The organism is Phyllobacterium trifolii (assembly GCF_014192095.1).
Taxonomy (GTDB): Bacteria; Pseudomonadota; Alphaproteobacteria; order Rhizobiales; family Rhizobiaceae; genus Phyllobacterium; species Phyllobacterium trifolii.
Map to the genome: position 1 here is coordinate 93596 of NZ_JACHXN010000009.1, position 16332 is coordinate 109927.

20 protein-coding genes are annotated in these 16332 nt (G+C 58.2%); 10 read left to right on the forward strand and 10 right to left on the reverse strand.

Annotated features, from left to right (window positions below):
- The first annotated feature begins 231 nt into the window (after positions 1-231).
- A complete protein-coding gene (locus FHS21_RS15140) occupies positions 232-567 on the forward strand; it encodes a hypothetical protein (protein WP_183662540.1) in 336 nt (111 codons plus the stop codon).
- A gap of 169 nt (positions 568-736) precedes the next feature.
- Here the strand turns inward: FHS21_RS15140 and FHS21_RS15145 are convergent, their stop codons facing one another.
- Positions 737-1348 (reverse strand): LysE family translocator, encoded by a 612-nt coding sequence (locus FHS21_RS15145; protein WP_183662542.1) that lies wholly within the window; start codon positions 1346-1348, stop codon positions 737-739.
- Positions 1349-1452: 104 nt separating this feature from the next.
- Here FHS21_RS15145 and FHS21_RS15150 point away from each other — a divergent pair, with 104 nt between their 5' ends.
- The 4 genes from FHS21_RS15150 to FHS21_RS15165 all read left to right on the forward strand — a co-directional run bounded on the left by FHS21_RS15150 (position 1453) and on the right by FHS21_RS15165 (position 3900).
- Positions 1453-1917 (forward strand): Lrp/AsnC family transcriptional regulator, encoded by a 465-nt coding sequence (locus FHS21_RS15150; protein WP_183662544.1) that lies wholly within the window; start codon positions 1453-1455, stop codon positions 1915-1917.
- Positions 1918-2230: 313 nt separating this feature from the next.
- Positions 2231-2923 carry a hypothetical protein gene (locus FHS21_RS15155; RefSeq protein WP_112532555.1) on the forward strand — a complete coding sequence of 231 codons (693 nt, stop codon included), beginning with the start codon at positions 2231-2233 and terminating at the stop codon, positions 2921-2923.
- A gap of 109 nt (positions 2924-3032) precedes the next feature.
- Positions 3033-3458 carry a hypothetical protein gene (locus FHS21_RS15160; protein ID WP_183662546.1) on the forward strand — a complete coding sequence of 142 codons (426 nt, stop codon included), beginning with the start codon at positions 3033-3035 and terminating at the stop codon, positions 3456-3458.
- Positions 3459-3525: 67 nt separating this feature from the next.
- Positions 3526-3900 (forward strand): YbaN family protein, encoded by a 375-nt coding sequence (locus FHS21_RS15165; protein WP_112532553.1) that lies wholly within the window; start codon positions 3526-3528, stop codon positions 3898-3900.
- A 2-nt stretch (positions 3901-3902) separates the two neighbouring features.
- Here FHS21_RS15165 and FHS21_RS15170 read toward each other — a convergent pair whose 3' ends face one another.
- From FHS21_RS15170 to FHS21_RS15195, 6 genes are all read right to left on the reverse strand, one after another.
- Positions 3903-4979, reverse strand: a complete 1077-nt coding sequence (locus FHS21_RS15170; protein ID WP_183662548.1) for an ABC transporter ATP-binding protein — start codon at positions 4977-4979, stop codon at positions 3903-3905.
- Positions 4976-5911 (reverse strand): carbohydrate kinase family protein, encoded by a 936-nt coding sequence (locus FHS21_RS15175; protein WP_183662550.1) that lies wholly within the window; start codon positions 5909-5911, stop codon positions 4976-4978. The genes FHS21_RS15170 and FHS21_RS15175 overlap by 4 nt, the downstream gene beginning before the upstream one ends.
- 5 nt (positions 5912-5916) lie before the next feature.
- Positions 5917-6939 carry an SIS domain-containing protein gene (locus FHS21_RS15180; protein WP_246411048.1) on the reverse strand — a complete coding sequence of 341 codons (1023 nt, stop codon included), beginning with the start codon at positions 6937-6939 and terminating at the stop codon, positions 5917-5919.
- Positions 6936-7781: a carbohydrate ABC transporter permease gene (locus FHS21_RS15185; protein WP_183662554.1), complete on the reverse strand. Its 846-nt coding sequence runs from the start codon at positions 7779-7781 to the stop codon at positions 6936-6938. Before FHS21_RS15185 ends, FHS21_RS15180 begins: the two co-directional genes overlap by 4 nt.
- Positions 7781-8662: a carbohydrate ABC transporter permease gene (locus FHS21_RS15190; RefSeq protein WP_183662556.1), complete on the reverse strand. Its 882-nt coding sequence runs from the start codon at positions 8660-8662 to the stop codon at positions 7781-7783. Before FHS21_RS15190 ends, FHS21_RS15185 begins: the two co-directional genes overlap by 1 nt.
- A 76-nt stretch (positions 8663-8738) precedes the next feature.
- Entirely contained in the window at positions 8739-9977 is a 1239-nt protein-coding gene (locus FHS21_RS15195; protein WP_112532583.1) for an extracellular solute-binding protein, read from the reverse strand.
- A gap of 181 nt (positions 9978-10158) precedes the next feature.
- Here FHS21_RS15195 and FHS21_RS15200 point away from each other — a divergent pair, with 181 nt between their 5' ends.
- Positions 10159-11373 (forward strand): ROK family transcriptional regulator, encoded by a 1215-nt coding sequence (locus FHS21_RS15200; protein ID WP_183662558.1) that lies wholly within the window; start codon positions 10159-10161, stop codon positions 11371-11373.
- Positions 11374-11442: 69 nt separating this feature from the next.
- On the forward strand, positions 11443-12552 hold the full coding sequence (locus FHS21_RS15205; RefSeq protein ID WP_183662561.1) for a Fic family protein: 1110 nt from the start codon (positions 11443-11445) through the stop codon (positions 12550-12552).
- Here the strand turns inward: FHS21_RS15205 and FHS21_RS15210 are convergent, their stop codons facing one another.
- The gene (locus FHS21_RS15210) at positions 12553-13140 is read right to left on the reverse strand and encodes a helix-turn-helix transcriptional regulator (protein ID WP_281386102.1); all 588 of its coding nucleotides are present in this window, start codon (positions 13138-13140) and stop codon (positions 12553-12555) included. It lies immediately after the preceding gene.
- A gap of 79 nt (positions 13141-13219) precedes the next feature.
- On the opposite strand from FHS21_RS15210, the gene FHS21_RS15215 reads away from it, so the two are divergent.
- The gene (locus FHS21_RS15215; protein ID WP_112532545.1) at positions 13220-13942 is read left to right on the forward strand and encodes a CoA transferase subunit A; all 723 of its coding nucleotides are present in this window, start codon (positions 13220-13222) and stop codon (positions 13940-13942) included.
- Between the two features lies 1 nt (position 13943).
- The gene (locus FHS21_RS15220) at positions 13944-14585 is read left to right on the forward strand and encodes a 3-oxoacid CoA-transferase subunit B (RefSeq protein WP_112532544.1); all 642 of its coding nucleotides are present in this window, start codon (positions 13944-13946) and stop codon (positions 14583-14585) included.
- A 43-nt stretch (positions 14586-14628) separates the two neighbouring features.
- Here the strand turns inward: FHS21_RS15220 and FHS21_RS15225 are convergent, their stop codons facing one another.
- Positions 14629-14811 carry a hypothetical protein gene (locus FHS21_RS15225; RefSeq protein WP_158482324.1) on the reverse strand — a complete coding sequence of 61 codons (183 nt, stop codon included), beginning with the start codon at positions 14809-14811 and terminating at the stop codon, positions 14629-14631.
- 266 nt (positions 14812-15077) lie between these two features.
- Here FHS21_RS15225 and FHS21_RS15230 point away from each other — a divergent pair, with 266 nt between their 5' ends.
- A complete protein-coding gene (locus FHS21_RS15230) occupies positions 15078-15344 on the forward strand; it encodes a helix-turn-helix domain-containing protein (protein WP_112532543.1) in 267 nt (88 codons plus the stop codon).
- Positions 15345-15430: 86 nt separating this feature from the next.
- On the opposite strand, the gene FHS21_RS15235 is transcribed toward FHS21_RS15230, so the two are convergent.
- Positions 15431-16264, reverse strand: coding sequence for a hormone-sensitive lipase (locus tag FHS21_RS15235; RefSeq protein ID WP_183662563.1), 834 nt, complete (start codon positions 16262-16264; stop codon positions 15431-15433).
- Between the last annotated feature and the right edge of the window lie 68 nt (positions 16265-16332).

Here is a 16332-nt window from a genome sequence, read left to right on the forward strand (position 1 = left end):
AGCAAATAATGCAGACCGATTGCACAAGGCGAAGTATCCTCGATGATTCGCCGAAGAACCGTGCCGCCGTCAAAAAGGCTTTGGGAATTGAATAGGCGCTGGGTTCACGTGGTCGCGATGACTGTTGCGTCCATGGCAATCACCATCTATATATGCCCGCCATTGGAGGCATCCGCAAATCCAATAGGGTCATTGTCAACTGAACAGGTCGATAGATACAGGATGTGCTTCATGAACATCGGGCCGAACAGTCTTGCAGACGCCGAAAGTATGATTGATGCCATCGGTACCCGGCCGGCGAGGGAGGCGCTTGAGATCAGGCGTTTTTGTGATGAATGGTACGGCTACCATGTGCGTTCCTTAGCAAATACCAGTATTGAAGCCGGGGTTGCTGACAGCGCTTTTGGAACTCCGTGGCAAAGACAATTAGGATCCGCGCTGTCTTGCCCGGGCAGCCTCATTTCTCGATCCTTGGCAACGGCAACAGGTCATCGAGGCAAGGTTGCCGGACCGGTTGAATGTTCTGTTTTCGGGGTTCGACCGAAAGAGACTACTGTACCGGGATAGCAGATCCGCAGAAATGGCAAACAAGTGCCACACCGGATGGTGAAGCTGACGGGTAATTTTCGCACCGTGGCGCGCGTACCTCATCACGCCGTGGCTTTAAACTATCCCCGCCCCGCAATTTGCCCCGCGTACCGGCAATGGCCACAGCACCATAAATCCCAAATCATTCTTAATTTGCCGCCAATCGACCAGCGGCAATGAGTAACAATGCGCCTGCTGTCCCTTCTACCCATCTGCGGCGACAATCGCTGAAGCGGTCCTTTCTTCCGACTGCGGCGATCGCGACACTCAAGCTCGTATAGACGATCCCACAAAGGGCGATGAAGATCGCAGACAGGATGAGCGCCTGCAGAGGAATGCTTCCGCCATGCTGCATGAATTGCGGCAGGATGGCAAAATAGATCATCATGCCTTTAGGATTGAGGAACGCAGTCAGGAATCCCCGCCGAAGCTGGCCATTGGCCGGTACGGCCGAAAGGGTGATCTGCCCCACCTTCATCGCAGATCGGATAAGCTGGAAAGCCAGATAGATCAAGTACGTGACACCAAGCCAACGCAGCGCCTCAAACAACATCGGGGAGGCGGCGATTATTGCAGCGACACTGAGGGCGACGAGGGCGGAATGAACCATATAACCCAGGCAAATGCCTGCGGTCGAACGCAAGCCAGCGGATGCTCCACCCGACAAAGCTTGCGATGCCACAAAGAGCATGTCGGGGCCGGGCGTGCAGATCAACGGCAGCACGGTTGCGGTGAAGAAAATCATTGTTCCTGTTTCCATGATTGGAATCATAGGACAGCGGTTTCGCAATTTGGTTGCAAAGATGCCATTGTGTGACCTAGATTTGGCATCGGATTCTTCATGGGCCAGAAAGTTAGCATCACATGCCAACAAAATTGGACGACATAGATCGGCGTATCCTTCGCGCCCTGCAACGCGATGGACGGTTGCAGAATGTGGAGCTTGCCAAAGAGGTGGGCTTGTCAGCCTCGCCCTGCTTGCGCCGGGTCAAGCTCCTGGAGGAGGCCGGGATTATCGATCGCTATGTGGCGGTTCTCAATGCCGCGAAGATCGGCCTCAGTCTGTCGATGTTCGCGCGGGTCTGGCTGACGGCACAGGATGCCGAAACCATCGATCACTTCATGGACGCAATGAAGCAGCTCCCCCAAGTAATGGAGTGCTATATCATGCTCGGGGAGAGTGACGCCCTGCTGCGCGTGGTCGTCGCCGATCTCGATGACTACCGGCGTTTCCAGGCCGCGCACCTGACGCGGAAAAATGGAATTCAGAATGTCAAAACCGACGTGCCAAGCCAGATCGTGAAGCAGACATACACTCTGCCACTATGATATTCCGGCATTCGACCCGCGCAGCCTGATACCTACGGTAGCATTATATCCGTGCTTGCAATCAAAAGATGAACGCGGCATTCTGACTTTGGCAATGCCGTCGATCGCTGACACGGGTTAACCTGATGCGTCATTTACCTGCAGAATTGCTAAACCCAAGACATTTTCACGGTGCAGCTTTCGAAGCGATGGCTTCGGAGGAATGCCTCAAATCGACATTTGATCCAAGGGACGAACGCATCGCAGCATTGCCAACCGGAACGCATGGTGCGTCGCCGGGGGAAACGCGTACACGATCGCAAGGAAGATCACGATGAACCAGTTTCGTTTCAACATACTCGCCGCGACGGTGATTGCCGGCGCTGGCCTGGCATTTCTCACGCTCCCGGCATCGGCACAATCCGTTACCAAGACGTGCAGCACACAATATCAAGCTGCCAAGGAGGCTGGTACGCTGAAAGGCCAGAAATGGCCGGACTTTCTGTCAGCCTGCAGCGTGAAGCTGAAAACCGATGATGGCGCAGCGGCAGCCGCGCCCGCCGAAAAGACACCTGCCAAAAAGACGGCAAAGGATACGGCTACAAAACCGGCCAAGACGACGCAAACGGCGACCGCAGCCACCGGCGGCGGGATGTCGGCAAAAGCCGTCACCAAGGAATGCAGCACACAGTATCAGGCTGCCAAAACGGCGGGCACGCTCAATGGCCAGAAATGGCCGCAGTTCCTTTCGGCCTGCAGCGACAGTCTGAAATCGGACGATTCGGATGCGACCGTTCCTGACGAACCAGCACCCACCAAGGCTGCTACCAAAACAACCAAGACACAGGTGGCCAAGGCACAGACCTCCGCCGATGGCAAGCCTCTGTCTCCCGCTCAGGTCGCATTCCGGGCTCGCATCAGCGAATGCGGCGATCAGTGGCAGCAGGCAAAGGCTAGCAACAAAACCCGCGGCATGACCTGGCCACAATACTGGAGCGCCTGCAACACGCGCCTCAAGTCCGAATAAACCTGATTGAAATTAGGGATGCGATAGAATCGCCCGGGCACCCAGTCCGGGCGTTTTCGCTAGAACCTTCACTGTTCATCGACATCATCAATCAACATCAGGAGAAGTCATGCCTATTCAGGATCTCGTCGATTCAATTGCTACGCAAGCCAATCTCGATCCGCAAGTGGCGGAGAAGGCAGCAGGAACAGTGCTCTCAGTGCTCCAGCATGAGGCTCCAGAACAAGCAGCAACTATATTCGCGAAGATCCCTGGTGCTACCGAACTTGCCCAAAACTTCGATGTCATGGCAAGCGGGGCCCGGTCGGATGGCTTCCTGTCGAGCGTGACCAGCATGCTTGGGGGCGCGGCGGGTGAAAAGGTCGGCGCGCTCGTCAATGGTGTGGCCGCGCTGAAAGAGAGCGGGCTGACCGTTGAACAGATCCAGGAAGCCGGAGCCGCGGTCCTGGCCCATGCCAAGGAATACGCCGATCCAAAACTTGTCGATCAGCTTCTGGATTCGGTGCCCGGCCTGAAAGGTGATCTCGGCCTTTGAATGCAACGGGCTGACATTCTGCATCCGGCCATGTAAACCGTTCCAAGGTTATCAGGAATCGCGCGGGATGAACGGCACCAAACGGACATTTTATTTCCTGCTCGGATGGGTGATGGTGGCGCTCGGTTTCATTGGCGCGCTTTTGCCCGTTATACCGACGACGATCTTTCTCATCATTGCCGCCTGGTGTTTCAGCCGCTCCTCGCCGCGATTTGAAAAGTGGCTGCTCGAGCATCCGGTGTTCGGGCCCACACTGGTGCAATGGCGCGAGCACGGAGCAGTGCCGAGACGCGTAAAATGGATTGCTTGCGGCGGCATGGCATTGGGCTACGCCACTTTCATGTATTTTACCCGGCCGTCACCTCTGCTCGGCGGGATGGTGGCTCTATTTTTCATCGCCTGCGCCGCTTACGTTTTGACCCGCCCGAGCTTGGCCGCATAGGTCTAGACGCGCTTGCCGGTGGCCTTGTCGAAGATGTGCAAAGCACTTGCATCGATATTGAAGCGTTGCGACGTGCCCACTGCGATTTGCGACCGTGGAGGCAAGCTTGCCGTCAGGCGTTGGCTGCCGATCGTTGAAGTAACGACCAGCTCCGGGCCGGTCAGCTCGACCACGTCGACCTTCGCCTCGATGGCAAGGCCTGCATTTTCCGATGACGCCAGTGTCAGACTTTCCGGACGAATGCCTATGATCACGTCGCGAACGCTTGCGGCATTTTCCCGTAATGCCTGGGGGAGGGGGATGCCACTGAGCGAGCCATCAATGTGCGCGATGCCATCGGCGACCGTAGCATCCAGCATGTTCATCGGCGGCGAACCAACAAAACTTGCTACATAGCGTGTGGCCGGGCGATTGTAGATCTCATCGGGAGTGGCAAGCTGCTCGATCTGACCATCGCGCATGACGGCGATGCGGGTTGCGAGCGTCATCGCCTCGATCTGGTCATGCGTCACATAAACAATCGTGGTGCCAAGCATCTGGTGCAGGCGCTTCAACTCAGTTCGCATTTCCATGCGCAGTTTCGCATCGAGATTGGACAGGGGTTCGTCGAACAGAAAGACCTGCGGATCGCGAACCAGTGCCCGGCCGATGGCAACACGCTGGCGCTGTCCGCCTGAAAGTTCTGACGGCTTGCGGCCAAGGAGATTTTCGATCTGCAGGATTTTTGCCGCCTTTTGCACGGCCTCGGTGCGCACGGCCGCAGGGACGTTGCGCATCTCAAGGCCAAAGCCGATGTTTCGCGCCACGGACATGTTCGGGTAAAGCGCATAGGACTGGAACACCATGGCGATGTCGCGGTCCTTGGGATGCACGCCGGTTACCGAGCGATCACCGATGCGCACGTCCCCTTGGCTGGCTTCGGCAAGGCCTGCAATGATGTTGAGAAGCGTGGACTTGCCGCAGCCGGAGGGCCCGAGCAGGACGAGGAACTCGCCGCTGGCAAGCGACAGGTCGATGCCTTTCAGCGTTTCGACGGTGCCATAACGCTTGCGAACATTGATGAGCTCGAGCGCACTCATAGAGCTTCCTCCGATGGTGTTTGCAGATCCGCTCCATCATAGCGGCGCGGAATCGTAGAGATGGCTTTGGAGGCAACGCGCACACCAGCCGCAAGACTTTTCGTGAGCGTTTGGCCGTTTGCCAACGCGGCGAGGAAGGCGGCATTGAACACGTCACCGGCGCCGATCGTATCGGCCACCTGCACCAGGGGAGCAGGTACCGACACAAGCCTGTCATCGGCGCCGACTGCCAGTGCCCCATCGGGTCCCCGTTTGACGACAACGATGGCATCCGCCGGCATCTGGGCCTTGAGCCTGTGCGCGGCTGCGGCTGGCTCGACGCTGTTGGCGAGCCGCGTCGTCTCGACCTCATTGAACAGGGCGATGTGGCAGCGTGCCAGCCACCCCCGTGCCTTGCCGCGGTTGGCCTCGGTCCAGCCATCGATTGGCCAGCCGGTATCGAGCGCAATGCGGATATCATTGGCATCGGCCCAATCGAACAATTCGTCGTATTGTGCAACGAGGGCGTCGGTCAGGAAGGAGCCGCAAAGGATGGCGGTGCCGCCCTTCAGCCGCTCGGTATCGAGCGTTGTGATGACGTCGATCCAGGACAATGCCGCGATGTGACCGCGCGTTGTAAAGAAAGTACGCTCGCCATTCGGGTGGGTAATGCCGACGGACAGGGTCGTGCTCATGGGGGCGACCGGCCAGCGCGCCGAATGCTTGCCGAAACCCTGTCGCAGCCATTCGCCGAACTGGTCATTGCCGACGTTGGCGGCGATCTGGAAATCAAGACCAAGGCCGTCCCAGGTCAGCGCGGCATTGCCGGCCGAACCGCCGACGCGCAGTTCGTCGTAGTCCACCATGATCTCGGTTCCGGGCGTCGGCCATGGATCGGCCGGGCCGAGGATCAAATCGACATTGACGTTTCCAATGACGGCAAGCGGCTGCATCGCTCTCACTCGTCCCGTGTGATCTTGGTCGAGCGAACGGGCGTGCCGAGATCGCCAACGCGCGCGCCGGCAAAACCGAGCATGAAGTGCTGGGCGGCGGGCAGCAGTGCAAAAACGGCCGCTACGCCGCTCGCCACGCCCGCATCAATCGTCGTGGTGCCTTTTAGCGGCGCTTCGCCGGATGCATCGAACACCACAACCGGCGACCCGGCTTCCAGTGCCGAGGCAGCCATGCGCGCAACCAATTCCGATGTTGCATCCTTGGCACGGAAGAGGACGACGCCGACCTTGGGTCCGAGCATTTCCATCGGACCGTGGCGCAATTGTCCGCCTTCAAGCGAAAAGCACGGGATGCGGGAAAGTTCGGTGAGGCCGAGCGCAATCGCCTCCGCGACACCCTGCATGCGCCGACCGGAGGTTACGACAGCCGATACGTCCGACAATGCGGCGACCGCAGCATCGGCATTCGGCTTGCTCCCGGCATTCAAGATGGCGAGCGCTTCGGCCGGATCCTCGCCAAGCGCACTGAGCACTGCGAGATGCAGGGCAAAACTGACAGTCAGACTGCGCGTTGCCGCGAAGGCATTTTCCGTACCGCCGAAACCGGTCAGTGACGGCACGGTGCGGGCAAGGGTGGAGCCGCCTTCGAGCGTCAGGCCGAAAGTATCGGCCCGCACGCCAACCTCGGCAAACCAGCGCAGGACTTCGGCGCTTTCACCCGACTGCGAGGTCACAAGAATTGTTTTGCCGACTAATGGTAGCGGCTGGCCAAGCTGCTCCGACAGCGGCAGTGCCACGGCGTCGATGCCAAGGCTGCGATACAGCGGTTCGACCGCGCGGCCGACCGCATGTGAACCTCCCATGCCGAGCAGCAGCAGTCGCCCGGTCATACGCAGGGATTGGGCGATGGTCATGCCAAGTGGCGCTGCCGCCTCGAAGGAAGAAATCGCATCGGCATTCTGCCGCGCCATTTCTTTTTCGATGGCGATAAGACCGATGGGTTTGTTCATTTGCGAAGACATGCTCATCCTTTGACACCGCCGCTTGTCAGGCCCGCGATCAGCGCGCGCTGCATGAAGAGACCAACGATTAGCGGGGGGAGGGCGGCAAGCACACCCGCTGTGGCAATCAATCCGTAATCCGAGACGCGTCCGCCAGCGAGATCAGCGATCGCAACGGTTAAGGTTTTGGCCCGCTGGTCCGACGTAAACAACAGGGCATAGAAGAATTCGTCCCAGGCAAGCAGGAACGCGAACAGTGCAGCGGTCGCCATGACGGGTGCGGCGAGCGGCAGGGTGATCAGCCGCAGGATCTGATCAAGCCGGGCGCCATCCATGGTCGCCGCGCTTTCAATCTCGCGGGGGATCGAATCGAAGCCCGATTTCATCAACCATGTGGTGAATGGCGCGAGGATGGTGAGATAAACCAGCGCCAGACCGAAGACGTTGTTGAGGAGGCCTGCCCAGGCGAGCGTCATGTAGAGCGGGACGGCCAAGGCTACCGGAGGCAGCATGTAAGTGGCGATAACTGCGTAAAGCGACCAGCCGACCGATGGCGTGCGCGATACGGCCCAGGCGGAGGGGACGGCTACGATGAGCGCCGCCACAGTCGCCATGCCGGCCACCTTGATGCTGTTGAACAGCGAGGCGACGAAGGCTTCACCGGCGCTGTTCGCCACGGAAGAAAGCAGGACACCGTAGCGGGACAGATCGACGGTATCGGGCCACCAGTGCAAGGGCTTGGCGATAAGATCCGGCGTCGAGGAAATGCTCATGATGAAGAGCCACACCACGGGGGCGAGGATCACGACGAGAAGCAGCAAAGCGGCGAGATGGACGAGTACCGATGCGGTGAGGCTGCGGCGTTCCATTATGACACTCCCGCGCTTTTGCGGATCAGGGCGGCATAGGCGACGGCAAGCACAGTCACCAGCAGGGTAACAATCAGCGCCAATGATGCGCCCGATCCCGCCCGCTGGAAGGAAAACGCCTCCTGGTAGACGAGAATCGACAATGTGCGTGTGCTGTTGGCCGGACCACCGCGCGTCATGACCCAGATGATGTCGAAGACCTTGAACGCCTCGATGGTGCGCAGGACAAGCGCCACCATCAAGGGCCCGGCGAGGTAGGGCATGATGACGAAGCGGAAGCGCGACCAGGCACCGGCGCCGTCGACCATGGACGCCGCGGTGATATCGCGCGGTACGGCCTGCAGGGCGGCCAGTGCGATCAGCGCCACCAATGGAAAATTCTTCCAGCAGTCGGCCACGATAAGCGAGGCGAGGGCAGTGCCAGGCTCGCCCAGCCAGGAACGATAGGCATCGATAAGGCCGAACTGCATCAGCATCGCGTTCAGTGCGCCATATTCGGGATTATAGATCAGCCGCCACAGTGTGGCATTGACCACGGTCGGCAGCGCCCAGGGCATGATCATCAGCGCGCGCAGGACGGAGCGGCCGTAAAACTGCTGGTTGAGCAGCAAGGCGGCAAGAACGCCGATGACCATCTCCGCCGATACGGACAGAACGGCAAACCAGAATGTAGTGATCAGCGTGCGCTGAAAATTCGAACCGGAAAGTATCTTCACATAATTATCGAGGCCAACGAAACTGCCTTCCGTGCCGACCAGCTTGGCATCGGTGAAGGAGAGCCGCACCGTATCGACGAGCGGCCAACCGATAATCGCAACCATGACGATCAGAAGTGGCAGCATCAGGAGCCATGCGCGGGTGGTGATCCAGGTGCTCGTCATGAAATGAAGCCTGCCACAATATCAATCATTGGAAAAAATAAAGGCGGAAGGACTGCCCGCCGCCTTCATCATGCCATCAGAGACCGCTGTTCTCGACGGCAGTCTTCAATGCATCCTCAGGGGCGGCCTGCCCGAGAAGAGCTTCCTGAATTGCCTGCTGCAGTCCTGTCGAAAGTTCCTGATATTTCGGTGTCGTCGGGCGCGGGTACATCGCAGCAAGGCTGACTTTGGCCGCCGCAATCAATTCTTCCTGGTTCTTGGAGACGGCGGGATCGTCATAGGAAGAGGACCAGATCGGCAGGCTGAGCTTGGCGTACTGGTTCTGCGTTGCCTGAGACGTCATGAACGTAATGTATTTCCAGGCTTCATCCGGATGCTTGCTGGTCGAGGTAATGCCGAGGCCCATGGAACCGTTGACGGCCGATACAGTGCTCTTTCCTTCAACACCCGGGGCAGGGACGACACCGACCTTGCCGGCAACCTTGCTGTCCTTCGGGTCATTGGCCATGTTGTACATGTAGGTCCAGTTAAGGGCGAAGGCCGCTTCGCCATTCTGGAACACACGGCGGACGTCCTCTTCGAGGAACTCCTTGGAATTCGGATTGGTGAGACCGGACTTATAGCTGTCGACCATGTAGTTGAGCGCATCGAGACCGCCGCCCGTCGCGAATACTGGCTTGCCGTCCTTGAGGAAACTGCCGCCATAGGCGCTGACCAGCGTGGTGTAATCGCAGATCGCAGCCTCGGCCTGTGACCAGCTCCAGGCGATGGGCGTTGCAAGCAAGCCCTTGTCCTTGATGGTCTTGGCCTGTTCGGCAAGTTCGGCCCAGGTCTTTGGCGGGTTTTTGATGCCGGCCTTTTCCAGGATTTCCTTGTTGTAGAACAGATATTTCGTGTCGAGAATCCAGGGCATGCCATAGCGTTTGCCGTCATATTCAACGGTGGTCCAGGCACCCGGAAGCACGCCCGACTTCATTTCCGGCGTAATCTTGTCGGTTACATCCACAAGGACCTTGTTGGTTGCATATTCGGCCGGCCAGATCACATCGAAAAGAACGACGTCATAACCGCCGCCCGACCCTTGAGCGAGGACGGTCTTGTCGTGCAGACCTTCATAGGGAACGAATTCCAGATTGACCGTCACGTCAGGATTTGCCTTGGTGAAGGCTTCCGTCATGGCGCGGACATCGGCCTCGCTATAGGCGGCCTGCGCCATGAACAGCGCGTTGATCTTGGTTTCTGCATGGGCAGGCGAAGACAACGCCGCTCCCAGAAGTGTGGCGCCCAGAAGCGCGCTCGTCACGGATTTCAACATCATTACCTCCTGTTTGACAGCGCTGGCCGTCATGGACAGACGCCTGGTCGTTGCAATCGAGAGCCTTTCGTGACGCGTTTCGCCAAACCAGTGCTCACATTCCCCTGATCGATTTTTATTAAATCAATTCACTTGACTTATTAGTTGATGAATATTCTTCTGGTGTCAAGAGGGATGACGGATGGACGGCATACGGTCGATACGGGCAAAGAGCGGAACCAATCTCGGCGGTGCCAGCGCGCACAACCGCCGCATCATGATCGATGCATTGCGCGTCAATGGTGCGCTGTCGCGGGCCGACCTTGCGCGCGCCACCGGACTGACTCCGCAGGCCGTTTCCAATATAATCGAGGAGCTGGCGCGCGACGGTCTGGTGCGTTCGCAGGCCAGCGTGCGCAAGGGCAGGGGCCAGCCGGCGACGCCCTATCGGCTCGTGCCGGAAGGCGCCTTTGCCATCGGCCTGCAGATCGACCGCCACGTGACGCGCACCGTCATCGTCAACCTCGTCGGCGATGTTCTGGTTAAGATGGAAGCAAAGCTGCCTCCCGGCGGGCCGGCGCAAGGCGTTGTGGTTATTCTCGACTTGATCAGGAAGGCGCGCGAAGCGCTGACGGCACAGGCGCCAGAGGCCGAAAAACGGCTCGTCGGTCTCGGCGTTGCCATGCCGGGGCCGTTTGGCATCAATACGCTCTACGACGACCCATGGATGATGACGGCGTGGCAAAACTTCCCGCTCATGAACAGGATCGCCGAAGGAGCGGGCCTTGAAGTTGCGTTGCAGAACGACGCGGCAGCCGCAGCAACTGCGGAACGATTGCTTGGCGCGGCACATGGGCTCGACCACGCAATCTGCATCTACTTTGGCTACGGTCTCGGGGCGGGCTTGATCCTCAACGGGGAACTCTATGGCGGCGCGCATGCCAACGCCGGCGAGATCGGTATGATTCTTGCGCTTGTGCCCGGTGACGGTCCCGACGTCGAGCCCCTGGAGCATTATGCTTCCATGGCGGCACTTTGCAAATTGCTTGATTTCGATCCATCCGAGCCGGAGCTTTTCGCCATGATCACCGATGCTATCCTGCGCGGCGGCCCAAGGCTGGAACAGTGGATGGACAGTGTCGCCGAGCGCTTGCGCCGGACAGTGCAAATTCTCGAATCAATCTTCGATCCGCAAACAATCATTCTCTGCGGTGGTGCGCCAAGAGTGCTCATCGATCGCCTTGTCGAGAAGATCGAGCCGCTGCTGCCCTCGATTGCCGAGCGCTCCCGCCGCTATCCGGAAGCAAGATTGCAGGCGGGGCTTGCCGATCCGTGGTCCGCAGCACTCGGCGCCGCCGCCGAACCCATCGCGCGGACTTTCGATCCAAGATTCTCGGCGATCCTCAAGACGGTATGAGGCATAGAAAGGCTTGCTATAGCTCATGATGTACGTCAGGGTGAGTTATAGAAAGGCGATCTATGCGTCATGATCTGGAACTGGCAGCAGGCGGATTGGCCCAATTTCACCTATGAGGCAACTGCGCTTGAACCACTGGAGCGCCAGTTCCTGCTGCATTCCGGCGAGTTTTTCGGCGCTTTTCGCCATGTGAATACCGATGACCGGGACACGTTGCGGATCGAGCTGATCAGCGACGAAGCATTGAAAACCTCGGAGATCGAGGGCGAATTCCTCAACCGCGACAGCTTGCAGACGTCACTTCGGCAACAATTCGGCTTGGCGGCCGGCAATCAGCGTGTTCCGGCTGCAGAGCGCGGCATCTCGCAGATGATGGTCGACCTGTACCGGACATTCGCCGATCCGCTCCAACATGATACATTGTTCAACTGGCACAGGATGTTGATGGCTGACGGGAGCGATGCCATCCAGGTTGGAGGTTATCGCACGCACGAGGAGCCGATGCGGGTCGTGTCAGGCCGTCCCGACAAGCCGACAATCCATTTCGAGGCGCCGCCATCCATAAACATTCTGCAAGAGATGAATGCGTTTGCAAGCTGGTTCAACGCCACGGCGCCTGCGGGGACGACGGTTCTGCCTGCGCTGACCCGAGCCGGGCTGGCGCATCTGTACTTCGTCAGCATCCATCCTTTTGAAGACGGCAATGGCCGTATCGGCCGGGCAATCTGTGAAAAGTCTCTCGCCCAGAACCTCGGCCAGCCCAGCCTCATCGCTCTGGCCTATACCATCCAGCGCGCAAGCAAAGCCTATTATGACATGCTCGAGCGCAGCAGCAAGACCAACGAGATTACCGAATGGCTTGTCTATTTTGCCAAGACTGTGCTGGAAGCACAGCGTACGACACTGAAGCGGGTGGAGTTCTACATCGTCAAAGCCAAGTTTTACGACCGGGTGCGCGGGCAACTCAACCCGCGTCAGGAAAAAGTCATTGCCCGCATGTTTCGCGCAGGGATCGACGGTTTCAAAGGCGGTCTCAGCGCCGAAAACTACATCAGCATCACCGGAACCTCCCGCGCGACGGCAACGAGAGACCTGACAGACCTGGTTGTCAAAGGAGGTTTGACCAGGACTGGAGAGCGCAGACACACACGCTACCACCTCGATCTCGACGGAGTTTGACTAACGCAAGGATGAAAACCAGGCGATGAGCTCGGCGCTGTTGCGCAGACCATAGCTACGCATGATGCGGGCGCGGTGCGCCTCGATGGTTCGTTTCGACAGGCCGATCTCCTGGGCGATCTGCGCATTGGTCTTGCCTTGCGATACCAGTGTCAGCACCTGTTTCTGCCGGTCGGAAATCAGGCTGGCGTTGCCGGCAATCGCTCGATTCATGGGCTCGAAGCAATAGAGCGCTTCGGCGAAGGGATCCGCCAGATTGCGGCTGCGCCCGCGCACCCGGCACCAGAAACTCGTTCCGTCGCGCCGCCGCATGATGCGCTCGTCGTGATATACCTTGCCGCCGGCAAAGTTCGTGCGCCACATTTCGCCGGTGCGGACGAAATCCCTGATTTTCGGATAAAGCCTCGAGAAACTCTGGTCGATCAGTTCGTGACGTTCATAGCCAAAAGTCTCAGCGAATTCGAAATTGCAATCGCGTATGATACGGTGCGTGGCATAGACCATCGGCACCGGCAAGTCCGTCAGCCGGAAGTGTTTTGCGCTTCCAGAATTCAGGATGTCGGAACTGGGTAACTGCGGTGCTGCCATGCAGTATTAATACGACTATCTGCGGCGCCGGTACAAGCCATACGGTTCACGCAGAGGATAGAGAAATGGGAGATTTTTCTTGAAAAAAGTTCAATCAAACGTCAGCGATGCGCTGGACGGCGTGCTGTTCGACGGCATGACCATCATGGCCGGCGGGTTCGGCCTGTGCGGCATACCCGAGGCGCTGATCTACGCGATCCGCGATTCCGGCGTCAAGGATTTGACCGTCATCTCCAACAATGCCGGCGTCGATGGCATCGGACTTGGCGTGCTGCTCGAGACCAAGCAGATCCGCAAGATGGTCTCGTCCTATGTCGGCGAGAACAAACTGTTTGCCCAGCAGTATCTGTCGGGCGAACTTGAACTGGAATTCAATCCGCAAGGAACGCTCGCCGAACGTATTCGCGCCGGGGGGGCGGGTATTCCGGCTTTCTTCACCAAGACAGGCGTCGGCACCATCATCGCCGAGGGCAAGGACGTACGCGAATTCGACGGTGAATCCTACGTGATGGAGCGTGGACTTTTCGCTGACCTTTCCATCGTCCACGCCTTCAAGGGCGATACGGAAGGCAACCTCGTCTACCGCAAGACCGCGCGGAACTTCAATCCGATCATGGCGACAGCATCGAGGTTCACCGTGGCCGAAGTCGAACATCTGGTCGACGCGGGCAAGATCGATGGCGACCAGGTGCATACGCCTGGTATTTTCGTCAAGCGGATCGTGCACGTGCCAAACCCCGTCAAACATATTGAACAACGGACGACCCGCCCGCGCCTTGTCGCTAAAAGTGAGGTAAACTGAGATGGCCTGGACACGCGATCAGATGGCCGAACGGGCCGCACAGGAACTTGAAGACGGCTTTTACGTCAATCTCGGCATCGGTATACCGACGCTGGTTGCCAACTATATCCCGACGGGAATGAGCGTTCAGCTGCAGAGCGAGAACGGCATGCTTGGCATGGGGCCTTTCCCCTATGAGGGCGAGGAAGACGCTGACTTGATCAATGCCGGCAAGCAGACCATCACACAGCTGCCGACGACCAGCTATTTCAACGGGGCCGACAGTTTCGGCATGATCCGCGGCGGTCATATCGATCTTTCAATCCTCGGCGCAATGCAGGTCGCGCGCAATGGCGATCTCGCAAACTGGATGGTCCCGGGCAAGATGGTGAAGGGAATGGGCGGCGCGATGGATCTTGTCGCCGGCGTCAAGAAAGTCGTCGTCGTCATGGAACATGAGGCCAAGGGCGAAGCAAAGCTCCTGGAACAATGCACGTTGCCATTAACCGGGCAGCGTGTCACCGATCTGGTGATCACCGACCTTGGCGTCTTCACCGTGGAGCGGCGCGGCGAGCCCAGGATGACACTCGTCGAGATTGCGCCCGGCGTAACGGTCGAGGAAATCAAGGCGAAAACCCAGGCGGTGTTCGACGTCGCGGTTTGATTGGGAAGAAACAGAGCTGGCGGACCTCAATATTCGCCAGCTTCTACCGCGTCTTCCTGACCACGCAAACCGGGCCGTCGCCCGGATAGCGGGGATCATGGTCGACACACGTAGCGTCATAACGGAAGCTGCCATAATAGACACGGGCGCAGCCGGAGAGCAGGGGAGCGAATGTTACAAGCACCAGAAACAGGGCTGTGGAATATTTTCGGTGAAGAGGGTTCATTTTTCCTCGCGTCGGTCCTATATATAGCCAGTTACGAGTGACACAGTAGCGTAACAATCCACTGATATTCTTCAGTAATTGGTCGAGTTTACGGTCGGCATCTTTGACATCTTACGGAAATCTGGTGCCACAATAAGGCAGGCTCCTGCTCCGTTTCCTGATCACGTTTTATGTGAAGTGACATAAAGGGGTTGATCCGCGACGATGGACGTATAAGTTCTGCCTTCCGATTTGTTAACTAAACCTTTCACGTTAGGAGCAAAGCGATGAACAAAACCGCCGGCGACTATTCATTGCCAGAAACGATTTCCACGGCGCTTGCCAATGGTACAAATATTGTCAGAGCATTTCGCGAACAATTCGGATATTCCATCGAGGATTTAGCCGTTGCGTGCGGTCTGACATCCCTCGAAATCGAAACGATCGAAAGCGGCCAGAATACGGATCCGCACAAACTGGAACGCATTGCACATGCGCTTGGTCTCCCGAGCAACGCAATGATTCTTGAAGATTCCAAGCGCCTCAGCGCCTGAAACTCTACTACCCCTAATAAATCGGCACCCAAAAGCTGTCAGAGTGATATCCCAACTCTGACAGCTTTTTGATTCCGGGCGATGAGCTACAGACACAACAATTTGCGTGTCAGCGGGTGATCAGGCTCGGTCAAACCTTCAATGACATTGGCGTGGTGCTTGCCAGGTTCTTCAACAGCATCCACCCGGCAATCAAACCCTGACCAGATATTGGCGAGCAAGGCATTCTGCCGCAGAAATTCGGGCCGCTCCGTTGCGCCAACCCATGCGGTTACGTCGATGCCTTCCTGCGGCTCGAGCAGGGCAGGGCTCTCCAGCCGCGCTTCCACTGCATCGAGATGTAGCGTATCGTTCATCTCGGTCTTCAGCAGCGGACGCATATCGGCTATCGCCGAAATCGGCACCGTTTTGCGGATGCGATGCCGGACTGCCTGGGTCAGCGGTGACGTCGCCGTCACCATGCGGGCAACGAGATGTCCGCCAGCGGAATGTCCTGTCAGGTGGATCGGGCCCGAAACCTCATTCGCGGCGCGGGTGATAGCGAGCCCGACCTGTACGGTGATATCGCTGACGCGAACCTCCGGACACAGCGCATAGGACGCCACGGCCACGGCGAAGCCATGAGTGAGTGCGCCTTTTGCCAGATGCGACCACGCGGACTTGTCGAAATCTTCCATCCAGTACCCGCCGTGCACGAAGACGGCGAGGCCCTTCAGGTCGCCCCAGGGCATGAACAGATCGAGCCGGTTACGCGAATGCGGGCCGTAGCTGAGGTCGGCTTTGAGCAGGCCTTTTTCTTGCATTTCCTCGCGAAATTGCGCCGCATGGGCCAGCCATCTGGCCGGATATTCGAAGCCGTCCGGAATATACGCGAAGTTCGAATAGGCGTCGTCCCAGTCGATAGCTGCAGTCCTACCCATGTCTCCCCCCGGTCGGGCTCCCCAGAGTAAATTCCGTTTTTCTTCGAATCACCGAATCTCTTGCTTTA

Bases quoted from the DNA above. Each gene is read 5' to 3' on its own strand.
- FHS21_RS15155 (WP_112532555.1), top strand. From the start codon at position 2,231: ATGAACCAGTTTCGTTTCAACATACTCGCCGCGACGGTGATTGCCGGC.
- FHS21_RS15140 (WP_183662540.1), top strand. From the start codon at position 232: ATGAACATCGGGCCGAACAGTCTTGCAGACGCCGAAAGTATGATTGAT.
- FHS21_RS15205 (WP_183662561.1), top strand. From the start codon at position 11,443: ATGATCTGGAACTGGCAGCAGGCGGATTGGCCCAATTTCACCTATGAG.
- FHS21_RS15180 (WP_246411048.1), bottom strand. From the start codon at position 6,939: ATGAGCATGTCTTCGCAAATGAACAAACCCATCGGTCTTATCGCCATC.
- FHS21_RS15195 (WP_112532583.1), bottom strand. From the start codon at position 9,977: ATGTTGAAATCCGTGACGAGCGCGCTTCTGGGCGCCACACTTCTGGGA.
- FHS21_RS15145 (WP_183662542.1), bottom strand. From the start codon at position 1,348: ATGGAAACAGGAACAATGATTTTCTTCACCGCAACCGTGCTGCCGTTG.
- FHS21_RS15165 (WP_112532553.1), top strand. From the start codon at position 3,526: ATGAACGGCACCAAACGGACATTTTATTTCCTGCTCGGATGGGTGATG.
- FHS21_RS15225 (WP_158482324.1), bottom strand. From the start codon at position 14,811: ATGAACCCTCTTCACCGAAAATATTCCACAGCCCTGTTTCTGGTGCTT.
- FHS21_RS15190 (WP_183662556.1), bottom strand. From the start codon at position 8,662: ATGACGAGCACCTGGATCACCACCCGCGCATGGCTCCTGATGCTGCCA.
- FHS21_RS15150 (WP_183662544.1), top strand. From the start codon at position 1,453: ATGCCAACAAAATTGGACGACATAGATCGGCGTATCCTTCGCGCCCTG.
- FHS21_RS15175 (WP_183662550.1), bottom strand. From the start codon at position 5,911: ATGCAGCCGCTTGCCGTCATTGGAAACGTCAATGTCGATTTGATCCTC.
- FHS21_RS15210 (WP_281386102.1), bottom strand. From the start codon at position 13,140: ATGGCAGCACCGCAGTTACCCAGTTCCGACATCCTGAATTCTGGAAGC.
- FHS21_RS15170 (WP_183662548.1), bottom strand. From the start codon at position 4,979: ATGAGTGCGCTCGAGCTCATCAATGTTCGCAAGCGTTATGGCACCGTC.
- FHS21_RS15160 (WP_183662546.1), top strand. From the start codon at position 3,033: ATGCCTATTCAGGATCTCGTCGATTCAATTGCTACGCAAGCCAATCTC.
- FHS21_RS15185 (WP_183662554.1), bottom strand. From the start codon at position 7,781: ATGGAACGCCGCAGCCTCACCGCATCGGTACTCGTCCATCTCGCCGCT.
- FHS21_RS15230 (WP_112532543.1), top strand. From the start codon at position 15,078: ATGAACAAAACCGCCGGCGACTATTCATTGCCAGAAACGATTTCCACG.
- FHS21_RS15200 (WP_183662558.1), top strand. From the start codon at position 10,159: ATGGACGGCATACGGTCGATACGGGCAAAGAGCGGAACCAATCTCGGC.
- FHS21_RS15235 (WP_183662563.1), bottom strand. From the start codon at position 16,264: ATGGGTAGGACTGCAGCTATCGACTGGGACGACGCCTATTCGAACTTC.
- FHS21_RS15220 (WP_112532544.1), top strand. From the start codon at position 13,944: ATGGCCTGGACACGCGATCAGATGGCCGAACGGGCCGCACAGGAACTT.